We start from the raw sequence: 18,180 nt of genomic DNA on the forward strand, positions 1-18,180 counted from the left end.
CGTTTAATCTGTTTTAAATGAAAACAAAGTGTATAAAGGGTTATTTTAGAGGTAGTTACCAACCTGCTGCTTCATGTTGTTCAATTCTTTCGAATTTCTTTTTTTCTTCCCTATAGTGGGGGTATTGTTCTATGTGATACCACATCGGTACAGGTGGTTATGGTTGCTGCTTTCAAGTTACTTCTTTTATTTATACCTCGAGCCTTCCCTGATCTTTTTGCTCATGGCTTCAACCTGTCTGGATTACTTTTGCGGATTGCAAATGCATAACAGAACAGCTCCCCGGGTAAGGCGACGATTTCTGTGGTTGAGTATTATCGGGAATCTCGGGATGCTTTTTTTCTTTAAGTACTTTATTTTCTTTACCAACAGTTCGCAGGCCATTCTCGAGTTTTTCGGTATAGAATGGTTTGGTGGTGGCAGAGAAGAGAACTATGTTTTTAACAAGATACTACTCCCGGTGGGTATTAGTTTTTACACCTTTCAAACCCTCAGTTACTCTATTGATGTTTACCGACGAAAGGTAGAGCCGGTAAAACATTTTGGACGTTATGCGCTATACGTGGCATTTTTTCCTCAATTGGTTGCCGGTCCTATTGAAAGGGCTGACAGGCTTTTGCCTCAGTTTGAAAAGCATATCAAGGTCGATCTTGATCGAATCAAATGGGGGTTGGTGCTGATGGCATGGGGCTTCTTTTTGAAACTGGTGGTTGCCGACAGACTGGGAGTCTATGTAGATACCGTTTTTCTTGATCCTTCGGCCCATAGAGGGTTGCCGCTGTTTTTAGGAAGTCTCTTCTTTGCTTTTCAGATCTATTTTGACTTTTCGGCCTATTGTACAATTGCTATCGGAGCAGCAAAAGTATTGGGCTATGATCTGATGCAGAATTTTAACAGGCCACTCTATTTTAGCAGTGTTCGCGATTTTTGGCGACGTTGGCATATTTCCCTGATGTTGTGGTTGAGAGACTACCTCTACGTACCCTTATTGGAAAAGTTCGGATTGAGCAGGATCTTCACCGTACTCATTGTATTCTTTTGTAATGGCTTATGGCATGGGGCCAACTGGACCTTTGTGATCTGGGGTTTGATCTGCGGTATTTTAATGATCATTGAGGTAGGCACCCAACCATTTCGGCATAAGTTGCTAAAATCGATGGGCATTCCGCTCACCAATCCATTGCTGAGGTTTTTTACCTGGCTGGTTATCTTTTTAAGCATCACCACCAGTTTGATCTTTTTCAGGTCTCCCAATGTGTTACATGCCTTGCTTTACATAAAGAATATGCTGAGTTTGAATTCGACCTTTATAAATGTTACCTACGATAAGACAGAACTGTGGCTTAGTATTGCCTTGATCATTCTTGTTCAGGTTATTCATTATTATAAAGGGAATGACAGGATCCCGGAGTTGATCCTGCAAAGAAAAAGAAGCTATCGCTGGGGGTTTTACTTTGCCTTTATTCTGGTGGTGGTACTGTTTAGTGTGAACCGTCAAAACAACTTTATTTATTTTCAATTTTGAAAAGGTCTTGGTACATATTTCTGGCAAAGGTTTTGGTATTGGCAATGCTCCTTACCGCTACCTACCTGTTCTTTGCCAGGCAATTGACACAAACCTTTGTGAGTGATGATTATGCTAAATTCACCCATCAAAGCGCAAGTCTGATCCTGGGGCTCTCTCGTGCGCACTATGCCTTTGACCCTGAAACAATAACAAAGCAATTGGAGGAGGTCGATTACCAGGGGCCTTTTTTAAATTTTGCATTCGAGAAATCCCAATCGCCCTACGGGGAGGTTTATCTCAATGCCATCTTAAAAAAGATTCCTGAGTCAACTGCTAAGGGTATCTATATCATGGGGGTTTCTCCGGGGAGCTTTTCAGCTTCCAATCGGTTGCGTACCCCTGAGGATATTCTCGAATTTGATTCGGGTACCATGTTGGGTAAGATGAATAATATGAATACCCATCCAAACCTTGAGTTTGTCAGAAAGTGTTTTGGACGGTCATTATATAAGGGGATCTGGCCTCACGATCATAGGATAAGTACGGTTTTTCATGACAATGGCTGGGAAGAATTCCGTTTATATGCCCCGGGATATCGTATTACTCAGGAAAGCATCGATCACTGGCAACGGGAAACGGTATCGGGCTATAGTAAGTTAGCCGATGTTATTCCGGAACATGTATCTGATTATCGTATAGAATGGTTTGGAAAGACCATGGACAGTCTTCAAAAAAGAGGGTTGGTTTATTTGGTCAGGGTACCCATGCATGAAGGTGTACTGGCTTTGGAAGACCGTGTGTGGAGTGATTTTGATAAAACGATCGACTCCATTGCTCGTGAAAAAGGGGTTCCTTATTTGAACTATCGTGATCGGGCTTATGATTTTGAGACCTATGATGGGTCGCACCTGCATTCGGAAAGTGCAAAAGCTTTTAGTAAAGATGTCGGGACGGTTATCAAGAACCATATAGTGCAACGAGAGCTGGTTCAGTATTCTCAAGAGGAATATTAAGAGAAGACTGAGCCGTATGCACAACTCCTTCAGAAATAAATTTAAGAACAAGGACATAATTTTCGTAAGACTCAGGAATCTGAATAGATTTATCGATTCCTGTACCTAAGCTTTTAAATGCTAAAGGCGTTCCAAACCTGTCACATTTTACGAGATACCATTCGAGCTGGTTCCTCTCATTTGGTATGGCATACTTCCACTGCTCTGTTTCTTGATTTCTTAGTAGTGCGTAATATTGATATTCTTTATCTGGAGTTAATCGCATGGCTGGCCTTAGGATACTTACTCTTTGTGACTTTTTAGCATTTATCAGAGATCCCTGCATGATCTCCTTGGCCATGAAATAATTATTTTTCTTTCTGCCTTTATGGTCAATGATACCATCAAAACTAACAAGGTTGCTTTCATGCTGATCCTGCCAGTTTCTGAAAAGAAACCTTGAAGGTATTTGATTGAACCTGGTGAGTTCAGATGGTTTAATATCACCTATCATATAGGGTATTCCCTTTAATTGAGCCAGCTTGAAGAATTCTTCATCAAAGGTGTTTGATTTGACAGAAATAGATAACATATCAAGCTGAGCTAGTTGGTTTATTAACAGTTCCGCATTTTTATAAGCATATGAGTTAAGTTCCAGGTCAATGATCACAGGTCTCTCAGCATCCAGTGCTTTAATGTTGCCTATTAATTTTTGAAGCCATTTCAAGTGCTCGGTTATTTTTATTGCAGCCTGGTCAGGTTTATTGTATTGATAGATTTTAGAAATGATATCGTTACCAAGGTTCCAGGCAATAATTTCTTTTTTATCTTTTAATCGGGCAACCGCCTGAAGTATATCGTCTTCTATATTTTCGACTTTTGCCGTATTACTATTTAATGATTCCGGCAGCCAAAGTCCGTAGATGATATGCATTGCCTTGGCATCTGCAGCCTTGAGCATATTTCTGTCATAAACCGAACTACCAAAATATTTAACGGTATTTAAGCCCAGCATTTTCATATGTTCAAAGTCCTTCAGAACAGTTTGGATATCCATAACCTGATAATTCTTATACCAGTTTTGGCCCTTTTTATAACTAATTCCCCGAATAGTGTCGGGTAGTTTATTTCGTTCGGAAAAAAGACGGTCTGTTTTAATAGGGGTAGGAGTAATTTCTTTTTTGTTTGCTTCTGTATATTCCTTTTCCAGCTCCCATAATTTATAACGAATGTTATTGGTTTCGGTCAGGGTCCAATCAAGGGTTGACAGTGAGGTGTTGTCTATTGGAATATTTTTATCGATATCACTGTTAAAGAACACCATTCCAGTGATCTCAGTATGGTTGAAATAAATACTGTCAAGGGCTTCGTTTATCCAGTTAATTTGGCCATTTTCAAGATTCAGGCTTCCAAATTCAGAAAGTATAACTGGTTTGCGAATTCCTGCTGCATGCAAGCTGTCTTTAATTGGTAGATAAAGCTGGTCAAAACTGTAAGGAATACCTGTCTCATTAATCTTACCATAGTGCAGTGCGGTTACTCCAATCAGATCGACATAAGTATCTCCGGGATAATATTCTGAAATGGAGTTTGGTTTCCATGGACTCCAAATCCATTTAACGTTGTTTACCCCTTGTTTTTTGAAGAAAGTATGCACATAACTCCATGCCGTTTTAAATTGATCAGGGGTATTGCCGCCTGATCTTGACCATGGATACTGTGGATTATCAAATTCATGGGCAAATCTTAGGTATACCCGGCCGTTGTATGCTTTAATCTGAGAAGCTACTTCAGAAAGATAATTATCAAAATATCCGTTGGTTATATATTTAAATATTTCACGTTCCTCCTGGAGATCATCATGGTCTTTAGAAAAGTCGAAGGTGCTTCCCCAGGGCTCCCAAGTGATAAAGGGAGTATGGGTTCTTGCCTGTTCTGAAGCTAATAGTGTACTTATATCATGGTTGGGTCTGGTGTCACCCCAGGGAATGTAGTGAGCTACAAGGTCGAATTTAGTGCTTAAGGCAGATTCTGCTTGTTCAGTGCGCTCAGGATCACTAAGCCCGTTTACATTGTTTGGGGCATAGATGCCCAATAGTTTGTTAGGTAAAACCGGTAATTCCGGATAGGATTGTACTCCCTCCCATTTCATATATTGATCGTAGAAAATCAAAGAGAATGATATGAGGAAACTGATGATGACTAAAGGGAGTGCTGCCTGGCGTATATTTCGGTAGAGACCGTGTCGGAAATCCCAGAATAGCTGTTTGATCCAAAATTTTCCTTGGTAATATCCCTTTTTAAATGTATTTCCAATGCTTTCTATCTCCACATACTTATGGGAGGCAAGGTAGAAACTGAAAAGCATAAAACCTATATTCAGACCTGCGAAGCCAGACATGAAGATGGAAAATGGTGTAAAGTCTTTACTTAGTCCGTAAATAATAGCAAACAAGGATACCAACGCGATCACGGCATTAGGTATCATGAGTTTCCAGCTGGTTTTATCTTCACCGGTTTTAGGTGTGGGAAGATAAGGGACTTTCTTCCTGAGTACAGTATAAATAGCCCCAACACAAAATACCCACCATGTGCTAATTAATAGCAACCCTCCAATCATATGAAACCCTCTTTCGGATTCTTCCATAACCCATCGTTGTACGAAGCTTCGTATTACCAGTAAACTGGTTATGAGCGGTATGGTAATTAGGCCGAAGAACAGGATGTTGCCCTTCCATGGTGATGTTGCCGTTATAAGAGATATTATTGGAATCAGGAAGTTGAAAAAGTAAATAAACCCTACGAGGTAGTGCAAGGGAATAGTGGCATAATGTAAGCGCTGACGGTTGCTAAGTGTTTTGAATATTTTGGGGTATACAGATACCAGTAATTCAAGGGTGCCTCTTGACCATTTTAGCTGCTGTTTATAATAGGCGGTAAGTGAAGATGGGACCAGGCCCCTGGCGAGAACTTTTGGCACATAGATTGATTTCCATCCTTTAGCATGTAAAAGCATTGAGGTGTGCATATCTTCGGCTAGGCCGGGGGCATGACCACCTATAGAATCAAGTGCTGCCCTTCTGAAAGTGCAATTGGCCCCAATAGCATTTACGGTGCCGTAACTATTCATGCACATCATCATGGGCCCGTAAAACTGGAAGGTTTGTTGTGCGGCTCCTTTGGCTACATAAGATTCATCAAAGTTGTTGTAGGCTTGCACAATTTGTACATAGCCTATTTCCGGATCCTGAAAATAAGGTATAATGTCATCGAGAAAATCCGGTTGGGGTACATGGTCGGGGTCAAGTATCACACAAATTTCTCCGGTTGCAATGTTTCGCAAAGCGTTATTAATATTCCCTGCCTTTGCGTCTACGCGGTTATCACGACTGATATGTTTAATACCATGCCTTCTGCAAAATTCTATAAGTCGCTCATCATTCGCTTCGTCACAGAGGATCGTAGTATGAGGGTATCTTACATTTTTAATAGCCAGTAAGGTGTTCTCGATCATTTCGTAGGGTTCCCCCGGGAAATAGGTGGTGAGGAAGTCTACAGAGAGAGGAATCGTTTTCGGTTTGTCTTCAGGAATGGAAATACTCCAGTAGTGATACCATTCGTATACCAGCCTGGCAGATACATAGATTATAACGATGATCAATAACCCGTATAAAAATGAATTTCCGGTGAATTGAGGTGAAAAAAACCAGTAGAAAAAATTCAATAAACTGATCATACCCAAAACGATCATTAATCGAAGAGTATTGCGTTGCTTTAATGTCGGTTGTTTGACCAGCTTATTTTTGCGCATTCATCTGATTTATTACATAGAACGGAAAGTTTGTCCTTGCCACATTGCCCTTGTTATCCCTAATGACACAAAAGATCCTGTATGGACCTTCCTCTTCAGGAGTTTTGAACCGGATCATGTTGTCTTTATTTTCCAGTATTAAATGGTTGAGGGAAGAGGGTTTTATTTCTTTTCTTTTTAATCGTTTTTGATTATTCCACACTTCGGGAAGAATTTCCCATTGTATACTGATCGAATCACAATTGGAGGCGTTAAAAAAAACATCTGCTGTGTTTATTTGTCCTTGGGTAAGAATCATGCTCTCTTCGGCACCATATCTGTTTAACATCATGTAATACATTTCCGGCCCATCGTAATTTGATTCTTCCTGCTGTTTGAAAATGCTTTGCATGGCATATACTGAAGGAGTTATTTCTCCGCTTTCCTCAAATAAACTAAACCAGGTATGGGTGCGTTCATGTTTGGTGCCCCAATAAAATATTAAGCTCCCCAGATTACGACCGTGCAGGGGGCGTATATGTTGGTCATAGACCGCAGCGAGGCGTTCGGCCTTTTTACTGCTGGTAGGTTCTATAGGTGCTCCCCATTTGGTCATGATTTCTGTCCATGGTCCTTCATCATTCCACTCGGTAATAAGATAAGGGCCATTCCACAAAAAATTAATTTGTCTGAAATCTTTTTCTATCTCTTTAATCCCTCCAAATGTATTGATGGCGATCAGATCGAGTTTGGTCGTATACCACAGTTTTAAAATCAGGTGTCTCCCTGATTGTGGAATTGCTGTGGTTACCGGGTGATCGGGGTCGATCTCCTTTACCATTTCGATAAGGGATTTATAATAGGTGGTAAACCCGTCTCCATTGGAAGAAACTGGGAAATTAATTTCATTACCTAATACCCACATTAACAGGGCGGGATGATCTTTGTATTTTGAAACAAAATCTTTTACGAGAGATTGATAGCGCGCTCTTTTAAAGGCGCTTTCATATGGATTGTATTCTTTGCGGTAAGCCGGTATTGGAATGTCAGCTATTACAGCGATACCGTATTTTTGTGCAGAGTCAAGTTTCTTATTGAAATTGATCGTATCGTAAAAACGTATCGTATTGCCTCCCATCTCATGGAGTTTGTCAAGATAGGCCTCCTCTCCTGAGGCTCCTCTGATCTCGAAGGGTTCTCCATTTCTTATCAAACGGAAGCCATCCTTGGTTTGTGCTACATGTACCTTGGCAGATGCATTATAGGTGTGTTCCTTCCTGATAAATAGCAGGAAAGTCAGGCAGAGAAGTATGATGGCAACTATTACAGACAATACTACGCGCATCGCGTTTAACTTGTTGATAACTAGAATCCTAAAAGTATAGAAAATAAAATTCTTTCTATACATAAATTCTCTTTTGTATAGAAATATTAGATGAATGACAGGCAGTCAGGCTCTGCTTCAAAAAATTAAAGTGAATCAACTGTTTTGGGGGCGTAAGGAACTATCGGTTTCAACTATATTTTTGATCATCCCTCCAAAGATAAAATAGTGAAAGGGCACCAGCAGATACCAGTATATTCGCCCGGGAAGACCACGGGGCCTGAAGGTGGCTGTTTGATGTAAAATGTTTTTATCATCTATGTGGAATTCGAGCCAGGCCTCTCCGGGAAGCCGCATCTCTGCAAAGAGCAGTAATCTTCTAGATTCTTTGTCTGCCAGGAGCACCCGCCAAAAATCCAACGAGTCGCCTGTGAATATTCGATCGGGGTGGGTTCGCCCTCTTCTCAGTCCGGGCCCTCCTACCATGAGATCGAGGACTCCGCGCAATCGCCACATCCAATCACCATAGTACCAGCCGGTTGCTCCGCCTATACTCCATATATTTTTTAATACGCGCTGAGGGTCATCAACCTTCATGGTTTTTTCATCTTTGAGTACCCCGAACTTAGGTACCTGAATGTATTTATTCAGGTCTTTTTTAAACCTGCCGCTAACCATGCTGTCTTTCCAACTGCTCAATACAAGGTTCTGCTCAATTTTCACGAAGGCCATTTCAATAGCTTCTACGTAGGTGTGTGTTTTTATATCCAGCATTTCCTGCAACCGTTTGTCTTTAGCCACGACCTCCAACTTCATGCTGTCTACAAGGTTGACTGCCAGCTTATAAGAAGTTGAGGTGACGAAATACAGCCAGTATGAAGATAGTTTTGGAGTCATTACAGGCACCGTAACGATCCAGTTCTTAAAGCCCCTGGTCTTTGCATAGAGTTGCAGCATTTGTTTATAGGTAAGTACATTGGGACCGCCAATGTCAAAGGTATCATTATAGCATTGCTCATTGCCCAGTACTCCCGTAAGAAACTTGATCACATCTCTTATGGCAATAGGCTGGGTTTTGGTAAGCACCCATTTAGGCGTGATCATGACCGGTAGTTTTTCGCATAGATCTCTGATGATCTCAAAAGAAGAGCTGCCTGACCCCACAATGATCCCGGCTCTGAGCGCAGTAAGAGCAAAGCCACCCTTTCTAAGAATGTCTTCAACGTTTTTTCTGGATGCTAAATGTTTGGAAAGATTGTCGTCATTGACAATGCCTCCTAAATAGATGACTTGCTTTACGTTTGTTTCTTTCAGGTAAATATTGAAATTTTCAGCTGAGATCGCTTCTTTCTCGTCAAAATCTGTAGTAGAAGAACTCATGGAATGAATGAGGTAATAGGCAGCATCAATATCTTTGGGGATAAGATCTTTTGTTGGAGGGTCGAGAAAATCGACCTCTAAGATACTTACTTTGTTGAGTGTTTCGTCATCTAACGATAGTCTTTTCTTGTCTCTTACCGCACAAACCACCTCGTGTCCTGCCTCCAGAAGAGACGGAAGTAAACGCATTCCGATGTAGCCATTAGCTCCCGTAAGAAGAATTTTCATTGCGGATAGTTAAGATCGTCAATATAGGTAAATGCCTGGTCTCCTTTGATTTTCAGGATCTTCGACATGAACTTGTGTATTTGCGGGGTTTTTGCAGCGATCCGTACAAAAGAGTTGTCTCTAAAGATACTGTATTCCTGGCTTTGTCCTTTATAAAGGTTTAGTTTATAATAGGGGATGACCAGGGCAAAGGTTTCCAGTAAAGAGCGGAACCGAACGATAATACCCTTAGGTCTTAACTCAATATTGCAGATATTGATGTTTTGATCCAACACTAAAAGATTATGGATGTCAATACTGCTTCCTGTAATAAAGAGCTTTGGAGATCCGATTCCCTTGTGTAAGAAGCGTTCCCTCAGGTTAAAGGCCTTTCCAACCTCCTTGTTTATTTTATCCGTGATTTCACGGTCATTGTAAGATACGTTTACCAGCATTTTATCAGAGTTTGATCATGTTTTTAATAATGATATTCCTGGTGGTCAGACAAGATACAGGGGGGGGTCGATATTTGTTGGTCAGAGTTTTTCGAACTGATATTTACGACCATTAACTCAAGGTAGTTTCTTCGGTTAGGAACTGTCGATAAAAGAAGTGAAACTAGAAATTGCATAATGCCCCTCTTTCAATTAGTACATCTGTTATTTGAGGTCTGCTGCAGCTCTTGGAAAGGTGTTTTGGTTCATTTTTCTAAAGTTACATTTTTCGCGGGCTTTTACCGTTAAGCAAAGCCTAAAACTTTTGGTATTTGGTTATCTTTGCATTCAAATTTTTAGACCACCCATGGAGGAACTATTAGTAAAAACCGTCAAGAAAGCGGTTCAGGATATTTTTGATAAGGAGTTGGAATCTGTAGAATTACAAGGTACCCGTAAAGAGTTTGAAGGCGATATAACTGTGGTCGTTTTTCCTATGCTTAGAGTGGTAAAGGGAAACCCACAGAAGATCGGAGAACAGATCGGAGACTACCTGAAGTCTCATTTACCATTGGTAAGTGATTTCAACGTTATCAAGGGCTTTTTGAACCTGGTGATCAACAACGATCATTTTACAAAGCGTTTCGCTGAGATCCGTACCGATAAAAATTTTGGGTATTGTGAAGCCCCGACGGATTCCAAGGCAGTGATGGTTGAGTATTCTTCGCCCAACACCAACAAACCCCTTCATTTAGGACATATCAGAAACAATCTCTTAGGATATTCGGTGGCTGAAATATTGAAAGCCTCAGGCAAGCGTGTCTACAAAACTCAGATCATAAACGATAGGGGTATTCATATCTGTAAGTCTATGCTGGCATGGCAAAAGTTTGGTAACGGTGAGACTCCTGAGTCAACAGGGTTAAAAGGGGATAAGCTTGTAGGAAACTATTATGTGGCTTTTGATAAAGCCTATAAAGCAGAGATCGAATCCCTGGTTGCTAATGGCATGGATAAGAAGGAGGCAGAGAAGCAGGCCCCGATTCTTTTAGAGGCCCAGGATATGCTTCGCAAATGGGAGCAGGGCGATGAGGAGGTTGTTTCCCTTTGGAAAACAATGAATCAATGGGTGTATAACGGTTTCAATGAAACCTACAAAGCCATGGGGGTCGATTTTGACACTCTCTATTATGAGAGCGATACTTATCTCTTAGGAAAGGATATTGTGCAGGAAGGACTTGAGAAAGGGGTTTTCTATAAAAAAGAAGACGGTTCTGTCTGGATCGATCTGACCGAGGACGGCCTTGATGAAAAGATCGTTTTACGAGCAGACGGTACTGCTGTTTATATGACTCAGGATATTGGTACGGCTATACAAAGGGTGAAAGATCATCCGGATATCGGCGGTATGGTATACACGGTGGGTAATGAGCAGGATTATCATTTCAAGGTGCTATTCCTTATCCTTAAGAAACTGGGGTACAGTTGGGCAGAGCATTTATATCACCTGAGTTACGGAATGGTTGACCTTCCAACAGGGAAAATGAAGAGCCGTGAAGGAACCGTGGTAGACGCTGATGATCTTATTGAGGAAATGGCAGCTACTGCGGGGGAGATCGCTTCTGAATTAGGGAAACTTGACGGATTTACCGACGAAGAGAAACAGGAGCTTTATCGCACAATCGGACTTGGGGCTTTGAAATATTATATTCTAAAAGTAGATCCTAAAAAACGAATTCTGTTTGACCCGAAAGAATCTATCGATTTCCAGGGGAATACCGGACCATTCATACAATACACTTATGCCAGGATACAGTCTATTTTAAGAAAGGCTGATTTTGATCATTCAGAGCAGGTGGGTGAGTATACACTTGAAATCCGTGAAAAGGAATTGATCAAAATACTGGGTCAGTTTCCTGAAGTGGTGCAGCAGGCAGCTGAAAATTACAGTCCGGCCCTGATCGCTAATTACTGTTATGACCTGGTCAAGGAATTCAATTCCTTCTATCAAAATGTATCCATATTAGGAGCAGAGGAGTCAGAACAACGTGTTTTCAGAGTACAGCTGGCTGAGCAGGTAGGGCAGGTAATTGCAAAGAGTATGAAATTACTGGGAGTTAATGTTCCTGAACGGATGTAATTCCGATATTTAATAATATTTAGAAAAGCCCGTCAGATTAGATGGGCTTTTTTATTTTTTACACCGGTTCTAATTTGAAGTAAATCCGAATAGAATTATCCCTCCTCCTTTATCTTTACTCCTCCTTCATTCCTCATTGCTCATTATCGTTTTTCCTTCATCTTACGTAAACTTCCTTTCAACGATGTTTAAAGAGAGATGATGGTGCACTGTATTTATTTGGGTTATCTTAAAGGTTTTGAATGGAGATCGATGCGGTGAGTACAATTAAAACCCTGATGGTAATAAGGTTTAACATGTTTCCTAAGCTAAAAATGCGTTCCTGGTTGTTTTCCTTTACTCTGTGCCTGCTGCTGTTGGCAGGGTGTTCGCCCGATGGGATGGATGAGGATGCTTCCTTCGCGGCTAACCGACTCACCACGGGGATATCGGGAAAAGATCTGCTTACTTCCACCAATTTTGATCGCGTATTTTTTGAGATTGTTTATGTAGAAGGGCATGAGCCCTCCTATGGCGCTATTCAAAACTTACTCGACTTCACAAAAGATCGCTGCTTCAAGCCGGGAGGGGTGAACTACAGCCTGACAGCAATTCCAGACCCGGGAAAGAGCAGCCTGGGCATCAGGGAGATTGTTGACCTGGAAGAACAATACCGCGAATACTATAACCGGGGCAATACCATCACTGTTTTTATTCTTGTAGTTAATGGCAGGTCAGCACGAGATGAGGGTAACGCAGTGGTACTGGGAACTGCTTATCGGAATACTTCTTTTGTGCTGTTCGAAGAGACCATCAGACGATTTTCAGAAGAATTTATAAGCAATGATAAAACGGTACTGGAATCGACTGTGATGAATCATGAATTCAGTCACCTTCTTGGCCTGGTCAATTTATCAACCCCTATGCAGTCTGCTCATGAAGATCCGGATAATCCCAGTCATTGCGAGACAGCCGACTGCCTGATGAACTACCGTACAGATGCCGGGTTGCGACTAGGAGCATTGAGTTTTGGTGGGGTGGTGCCGTCTCTTGATGAGCAATGCCTTGCAGACCTTAGAGCCCTTGGCGGAAAATAACAGGAAAGACTCTTCCGACACTTCCATCTTCAAACACAAATGATTAAATTTGCACGACTCTGAGCGATCGGGGGTAATGAAATTGTAAGAAGCAATATTTATGTTTGATAATTTAAGCGATAAGTTAGATAAGGCGTTACACGTACTGAAAGGGCATGGGCAGATCACCGAAGTTAATGTGGCAGAAACCCTTAAAGAAGTACGGAGGGCGTTGCTGGATGCCGATGTAAACTTTAAAACAGCCAAGGCATTTACGAACACCGTGAAAGAAAAGGCTATGGGACAGGACGTACTTACGTCGCTGAAACCCGGTCAGCTCATGGTAAAGCTGGTCAAAGATGAGCTTACCACTTTGATGGGCGGTGAAACAGCAGGAATTGACTTGTCAGGTAATCCGAGCATTATACTGATGTCCGGACTTCAAGGGTCTGGTAAGACCACTTTTTCCGGAAAGCTGGCTAACTACCTGAAGAATAAAAAGACAAAGAAACCTCTCTTGGTTGCCTGTGATGTATACCGTCCCGCTGCGATCGATCAGCTTCATGTAGTTGGAGAGCAGATAGGAGTTGAGGTATTTTCAGATAAGGGGAATCAGGATCCTGTGGCCATTGCTACCGCTGCAATTGCTCATGCGAAAGAGAATGGACATAACGTGGTGATCGTCGATACCGCCGGTCGTCTGGCTATTGATGAGCAGATGATGACCGAGATCTCTAATATTCATAAAGCCATTCAACCCCAGGAGACACTTTTTGTGGTAGACTCCATGACAGGTCAGGATGCTGTGAATACAGCAAAGGCCTTTAACGATGTCCTGAACTTTGACGGGGTTGTGCTAACCAAATTAGATGGTGATACCCGAGGTGGAGCCGCTTTATCAATTAAATCGGTGGTAGATAAACCGATCAAGTTTATCGGTACCGGTGAGAAGATGGAGGCGGTAGATGTTTTTCACCCCTCCCGTATGGCCGACCGTATTCTCGGAATGGGAGACGTGGTTTCTCTTGTAGAGCGTGCACAGGAACAATTCGATGAAGAAGAGGCCCGAAAGCTTCAGAAAAAGATCGCCAAGAATCAGTTTGGTTTTGATGACTTTCTGAGTCAGATCCAGCAGATCAAGAAGATGGGTAATATGAAAGACCTGATGGGTATGATACCGGGAATGGGGAAGGCCCTGAAAGGAATCGATATCGACGACGATGCCTTTAAAGGTATCGAGGCTATCATTCACTCAATGACCCCTGATGAAAGAAGTAATCCTTCCGTGATCAATGGAAGCCGAAAGAAGCGTATTGCCAAAGGTAGTGGAACCTCTATCCAGGAAGTTAATCAATTGCTCAAGCAATTTGATCAAATGAGCAAGATGATGAAGATGATGCAAGGGGGCGGTGGCCGTAAAATGATGCAGATGATGAACAATATGAAAGGCATGCAATAAGCATTCACTAAATTCATCTCACATTAATATAATTTCAGGATAAACTTTATGGAAATTTTAGACGGTAAAAAGATCTCAAACCAGATCAAAGACGAGATCGCACAAGAGGTAAGTAAAATGAAAGCTAAAGGGGAGAAGGTTCCTCATCTTGCTGCTGTATTGGTTGGTGAAGACGGGGCCAGTCTTACCTACGTGGGTAGTAAAGTACGCGCCTGCGAAAGAATTGGTTTTGAATCGACCCTTGTTAAATTGCCGGAAACTACTACTGAAGAAGAACTCCTGGGAAAAATACACGAGCTAAACACCAATGACGACATAGATGGTTTTATCGTTCAGCTCCCCCTTCCTAAGCATATTGATGAGCAAAAAGTATTGCTGGCGGTAGATCCTGATAAGGATGTGGATGGCTTTCATCCGGCCAACTTTGGAAAGATGGCCCTGGAGATGGAATCATTTATTCCTGCAACTCCCTTTGGAATCATGGAGCTGCTAAAAAGATACGAGGTGCCTACTTCAGGAAAGCATACCGTTGTGATCGGACGCTCACATATCGTGGGTCGCCCTATCAGTATCCTGATGAGCCGTAAGGGAGATCCCGGAAATTCTACGGTGACCTTAACTCACAGTCGTACTCAAAACCTGGAAGCATTTACCAAAGATGCAGATATCATAATCTCGGCTCTTGGTGTTCCGAATTTCCTTAAAGCCAATATGGTAAAAGAGGGTGTTGCTGTAGTTGATGTCGGAATTACCAGGGTGCCTGACGAAACTGCCAAAAAAGGCTATCGCATTGTGGGAGATGTAGATTTTGAAGAGGTAAGTAAAAAAGCAAGTTATATCACCCCTGTACCGGGCGGTGTAGGACCTATGACCATCGCCATGCTTTTGAAAAACACTTTGTTGGCCAGGGAGCGGAAACGCTGATCGGGAAAAACCGGTTGATATATAAGATTAAAAGCGATACCTTGTAAGAAACATTTTTCTTATGAGGTATCTTTTTTTTATGCTCATTTTCGTGCAATCTCTTGTTTCCTGTCAGGGAACGGGAGACACTGAAACAACCCGATTTGTGGTAAAATTGGATGAGGAATTGGCGGTATCGTCTCTGGACGGTCGGTTATTATTGATGTTCTCAACCGAGGAAGATGGTGAGCCCCGTTTTCAGATCTCTTCCGGTACCGATACCCAGCTTATTTTCGGAATGAATGTAGAAGGGCTAAAGCCCGGAGAATCGCTGGTTTTTGATCCGGAATCTCCCGGGCATCCCATTGCTAAACTTTCGGAAATGCCCGCTGGCACCTATAATGTACAGGCACTGCTTCATGTATACGAAACCTTTAATTTGTCTACTGGGCAGACGGTAAAACTGCCTATGGATAATGGGGAAGGACAGCAATGGAATACCTCCCCCGGAAACGTGTACAACACTCCTGTAAAGGTTGAGGTAAAGAAAGGAGGCCTAGTGACTATTGTTATCGACCAGATGATTCCGGAGATCACCCCGCCGGAGGATACCGAGTGGATCAAGCATATTAAGATCAGATCAGAGCGGCTTTCAGAATTTTGGGGACGCGATATGTATTTAGGGGCTCATGTTTTGCTGCCCAAAGGGTTTGAAGAGCACCCTGAAGCCAATTATCCTCTGATGATCTTTCACGGGCACTTTCCAAAGGATTTCGGAGGATTCAGAACCACTCCCCCTGATCCGGAATTGAAACCTGAATATTCTGAACGATTTGGTGTGAATGGCTATAACATCACTGAGCAGCAGGAGGCTTATGATTTCTACCAACGCTGGATAGATGAAGAATTTCCGCGGTTTATCATCATTCAGATACAGCACCCCACGCCGTATTATGACGATAGCTATGCTGTGAACTCTGCTAATCAGGGGCCATATGGAGACGCCATTACCTACGAGTTAATACCGTATATCGAAAAACAGTTTCGCGGTATTGGTGAAGGCTGGTCACGATTTTTATATGGTGGATCTACCGGGGGGTGGGAGGCACTCGCTGTACAGGTCATGTACCCGGAAGAATACAACGGTTGCTTTGCGGCATGTCCTGACCCTATAGACTTCAGGGCTTACTGCCTTACTAATATTTATGAGGATGAGAACGCTTATTACTATACCGGGCAGCATGATAGCCTGGAAGTACCGGCAAGGCGCGATTACCTCGGGCATATTTCTACCACGGTGAAACGAGAAAATCAGTTGGAACTTGTGTTGGGCGATAAATCCAGATCGGGGCAGCAATGGGATATCTGGGAGGCCACCTATTCGCCCCAGGGTGATGATGGCTACCCACAAAGAATATGGGATAAACGATCGGGGGTTATCAATAAGGATGTGGCCCAATATTGGAAAGAAAATTACGATCTGCGTTATATTTTGGAAAGGGATTGGGGCAGGCTTGGTGATAAGCTGAAAGGCAAGATCCATATCTATTGCGGTGACATGGATAACTACTACCTGAACAATGCGGTATACCTGATGGAGGATTTTTTAGAGAGTACCACTGACCCCTATTATGAGGGAGAGGTGGATTATGGTGATCGCGCAGAACACTGCTGGAATGGCGATCAGGAGAATCCGAATCATATCAGCCGATTACGCTATAACAGTATGTATGTACCTAAGATCATGGAGCGTATCGAGAAATCTGCTCCTGAAGGGGCTGATCTATCGAGTTGGAGATACCAGTAGTTAGCAGTTTACGGTTTGCAGTTGGCAGAATCTAACCTCTTCTGCCAAGCCGGAGGCATGGTCCCTGAAACCTGCCTGCGACAGCCAGGCTCGTTCCGCAAACTTGTCTGCCGGAAGGCAGGCTCCTTACTCATCTTCTTCACCCTCTTCCTGCATTTCTCCATACTCAGCGGTATAGATCTTAATAAGCAGCATAAAGAGGCTTAACAGAAGGGGGCCGAATATAAGCCCCAGAAACCCGAAAAGGGGAATCCCGATAACCACTCCGATCAGGGTGATCAGTGGGTGGAGGTTGGCAATTTTGTTTTGTATAAAAATTCGGAAAAGGTTGTCAGTGGTGCCTACCACGAATATCCCGTAAAGCAACATCCCTAAAGCTGCCCAGGTGTGCCCTGAAGTGAACAGGATCAGGGTTACCGGAATGATCGCCAAAGCTGTTCCGATAATGGGGATCATAGACCCAAAGATGGTGATCACAAACCAGAACAAGGGATTGGGGGCTCCAAAGAGGTAGTACCCCAAAAGGGCAATAATGCCTTGCATCAGGGCAACCATAGGAATGCCCAGGGCGTTGGAACGCACGATCTGGTCAATCTCATCGGCGAGCATTTCTACAGTTTTATGGTTCAGGGGTAAGAACTGACGTAACCAGTTCTTGAATTCCTTCACGTAGATAAGCATGTAGAACAGTAGAAAGTACATGATAGATAGGGTAACCAGCACCTGGAAGGTAGACCCCAGCAATAGTTCCAGGTTGTCAGACACCCACGAATTGATAGCCTGGGGCTGAATTTCGGAGGCAAAATCAAGATCGATCACAGATTCCAGGGCTTTCAGACGCTCTCTTAGGGCTTCAATAAAGGTATTGGAATGCTTTGTAGCCTCCTCGATACGTGAAAAGATCAACCTGATGATCAGCCATAGGGGGATGATCACAATAATAATGGATGTCAGGATGATGACGGAAGCAGCAGTTACAGCTCCCAAACCACGGTCAAGCATCTTTCTCATCAATCCTTTAAAAAGGGTGAACAAGGTTATAGCCCCCAATACTCCCGAAAGATAAGGCAGCATTTCTCCGATGATCAAAAAACCACTTAACAATATCAGGGCCAGGATGAATACCTGTCTGAGTAAGTCCGGAGAAAGAAGGGTGTTTTTCATGACCGGGATGGTTTTGAG

The 18,180-nt window shown here is 42.6% G+C and carries 12 protein-coding genes; 7 read left to right on the plus strand and 5 right to left on the minus strand.

Annotated features, from left to right (window positions below; translation table 11 throughout):
- Nucleotides 1-73: 73 nt before the first annotated feature.
- Together E7Z59_RS06460 and E7Z59_RS06465 are read left to right on the plus strand one after the other, a co-directional pair.
- Nucleotides 74-1,525 carry an MBOAT family O-acyltransferase gene (locus E7Z59_RS06460; RefSeq protein WP_136335453.1) on the plus strand — a complete coding sequence of 484 codons (1,452 nt, stop codon included), beginning with the start codon at nucleotides 74-76 and terminating at the stop codon, nucleotides 1,523-1,525.
- Nucleotides 1,522-2,520 carry a hypothetical protein gene (locus E7Z59_RS06465; protein ID WP_136335454.1) on the plus strand — a complete coding sequence of 333 codons (999 nt, stop codon included), beginning with the start codon at nucleotides 1,522-1,524 and terminating at the stop codon, nucleotides 2,518-2,520. The genes E7Z59_RS06460 and E7Z59_RS06465 overlap by 4 nt, the downstream gene beginning before the upstream one ends.
- Here the strand turns inward: E7Z59_RS06465 and E7Z59_RS06470 are convergent.
- From E7Z59_RS06470 to E7Z59_RS06485, 4 genes are all read right to left on the minus strand, one after another.
- Nucleotides 2,465-6,310 carry a glycosyltransferase gene (locus E7Z59_RS06470; RefSeq protein ID WP_136335455.1) on the minus strand — a complete coding sequence of 1,282 codons (3,846 nt, stop codon included), beginning with the start codon at nucleotides 6,308-6,310 and terminating at the stop codon, nucleotides 2,465-2,467. The two genes, E7Z59_RS06465 and E7Z59_RS06470, sit on opposite strands and share 56 nt — an antisense overlap.
- A complete protein-coding gene (locus tag E7Z59_RS06475) occupies nucleotides 6,297-7,634 on the minus strand; it encodes a glycoside hydrolase family 2 TIM barrel-domain containing protein (RefSeq protein ID WP_168731248.1) in 1,338 nt (445 codons plus the stop codon). The genes E7Z59_RS06470 and E7Z59_RS06475 overlap by 14 nt, the downstream gene beginning before the upstream one ends.
- 135 nt (nucleotides 7,635-7,769) lie before the next feature.
- The gene (locus E7Z59_RS06480) at nucleotides 7,770-9,221 is read right to left on the minus strand and encodes an SDR family oxidoreductase (RefSeq protein ID WP_136335457.1); all 1,452 of its coding nucleotides are present in this window, start codon (nucleotides 9,219-9,221) and stop codon (nucleotides 7,770-7,772) included.
- Nucleotides 9,218-9,655, minus strand: coding sequence for a hypothetical protein (locus tag E7Z59_RS06485; protein ID WP_136335458.1), 438 nt, complete (start codon nucleotides 9,653-9,655; stop codon nucleotides 9,218-9,220). Before E7Z59_RS06485 ends, E7Z59_RS06480 begins: the two co-directional genes overlap by 4 nt.
- Before the next feature lie 346 nt (nucleotides 9,656-10,001).
- On the opposite strand from E7Z59_RS06485, the gene argS reads away from it, so the two are divergent.
- From argS to E7Z59_RS06510, 5 genes are all read left to right on the plus strand, one after another.
- Complete coding sequence (gene argS, locus E7Z59_RS06490; RefSeq protein ID WP_136335459.1) at nucleotides 10,002-11,774, plus strand: arginine--tRNA ligase; 1,773 nt, start codon at nucleotides 10,002-10,004, stop codon at nucleotides 11,772-11,774.
- 296 nt (nucleotides 11,775-12,070) lie between these two features.
- Nucleotides 12,071-12,850, plus strand: coding sequence for a membrane metalloprotease (locus E7Z59_RS06495; RefSeq protein ID WP_136335460.1), 780 nt, complete (start codon nucleotides 12,071-12,073; stop codon nucleotides 12,848-12,850).
- Nucleotides 12,851-12,950: 100 nt separating this feature from the next.
- Nucleotides 12,951-14,288 carry a signal recognition particle protein gene (ffh, locus tag E7Z59_RS06500; RefSeq protein WP_136335461.1) on the plus strand — a complete coding sequence of 446 codons (1,338 nt, stop codon included), beginning with the start codon at nucleotides 12,951-12,953 and terminating at the stop codon, nucleotides 14,286-14,288.
- A 48-nt stretch (nucleotides 14,289-14,336) separates the two neighbouring features.
- Nucleotides 14,337-15,212 (plus strand): bifunctional methylenetetrahydrofolate dehydrogenase/methenyltetrahydrofolate cyclohydrolase FolD, encoded by an 876-nt coding sequence (gene folD / locus E7Z59_RS06505; RefSeq protein WP_136335462.1) that lies wholly within the window; start codon nucleotides 14,337-14,339, stop codon nucleotides 15,210-15,212.
- Between the two features lie 61 nt (nucleotides 15,213-15,273).
- Complete coding sequence (locus tag E7Z59_RS06510) at nucleotides 15,274-16,998, plus strand: alpha/beta hydrolase-fold protein (protein ID WP_136335463.1); 1,725 nt, start codon at nucleotides 15,274-15,276, stop codon at nucleotides 16,996-16,998.
- A 126-nt stretch (nucleotides 16,999-17,124) separates the two neighbouring features.
- Here E7Z59_RS06510 and E7Z59_RS06515 read toward each other — a convergent pair whose 3' ends face one another.
- On the minus strand, nucleotides 17,125-18,162 hold the full coding sequence (locus E7Z59_RS06515) for an AI-2E family transporter (RefSeq protein WP_136335464.1): 1,038 nt from the start codon (nucleotides 18,160-18,162) through the stop codon (nucleotides 17,125-17,127).
- Between the last annotated feature and the right edge of the window lie 18 nt (nucleotides 18,163-18,180).

This window comes from Robertkochia marina, assembly GCF_004799345.1.
Classification (GTDB): Bacteria; Bacteroidota; Bacteroidia; order Flavobacteriales; family Flavobacteriaceae; genus Robertkochia; species Robertkochia marina.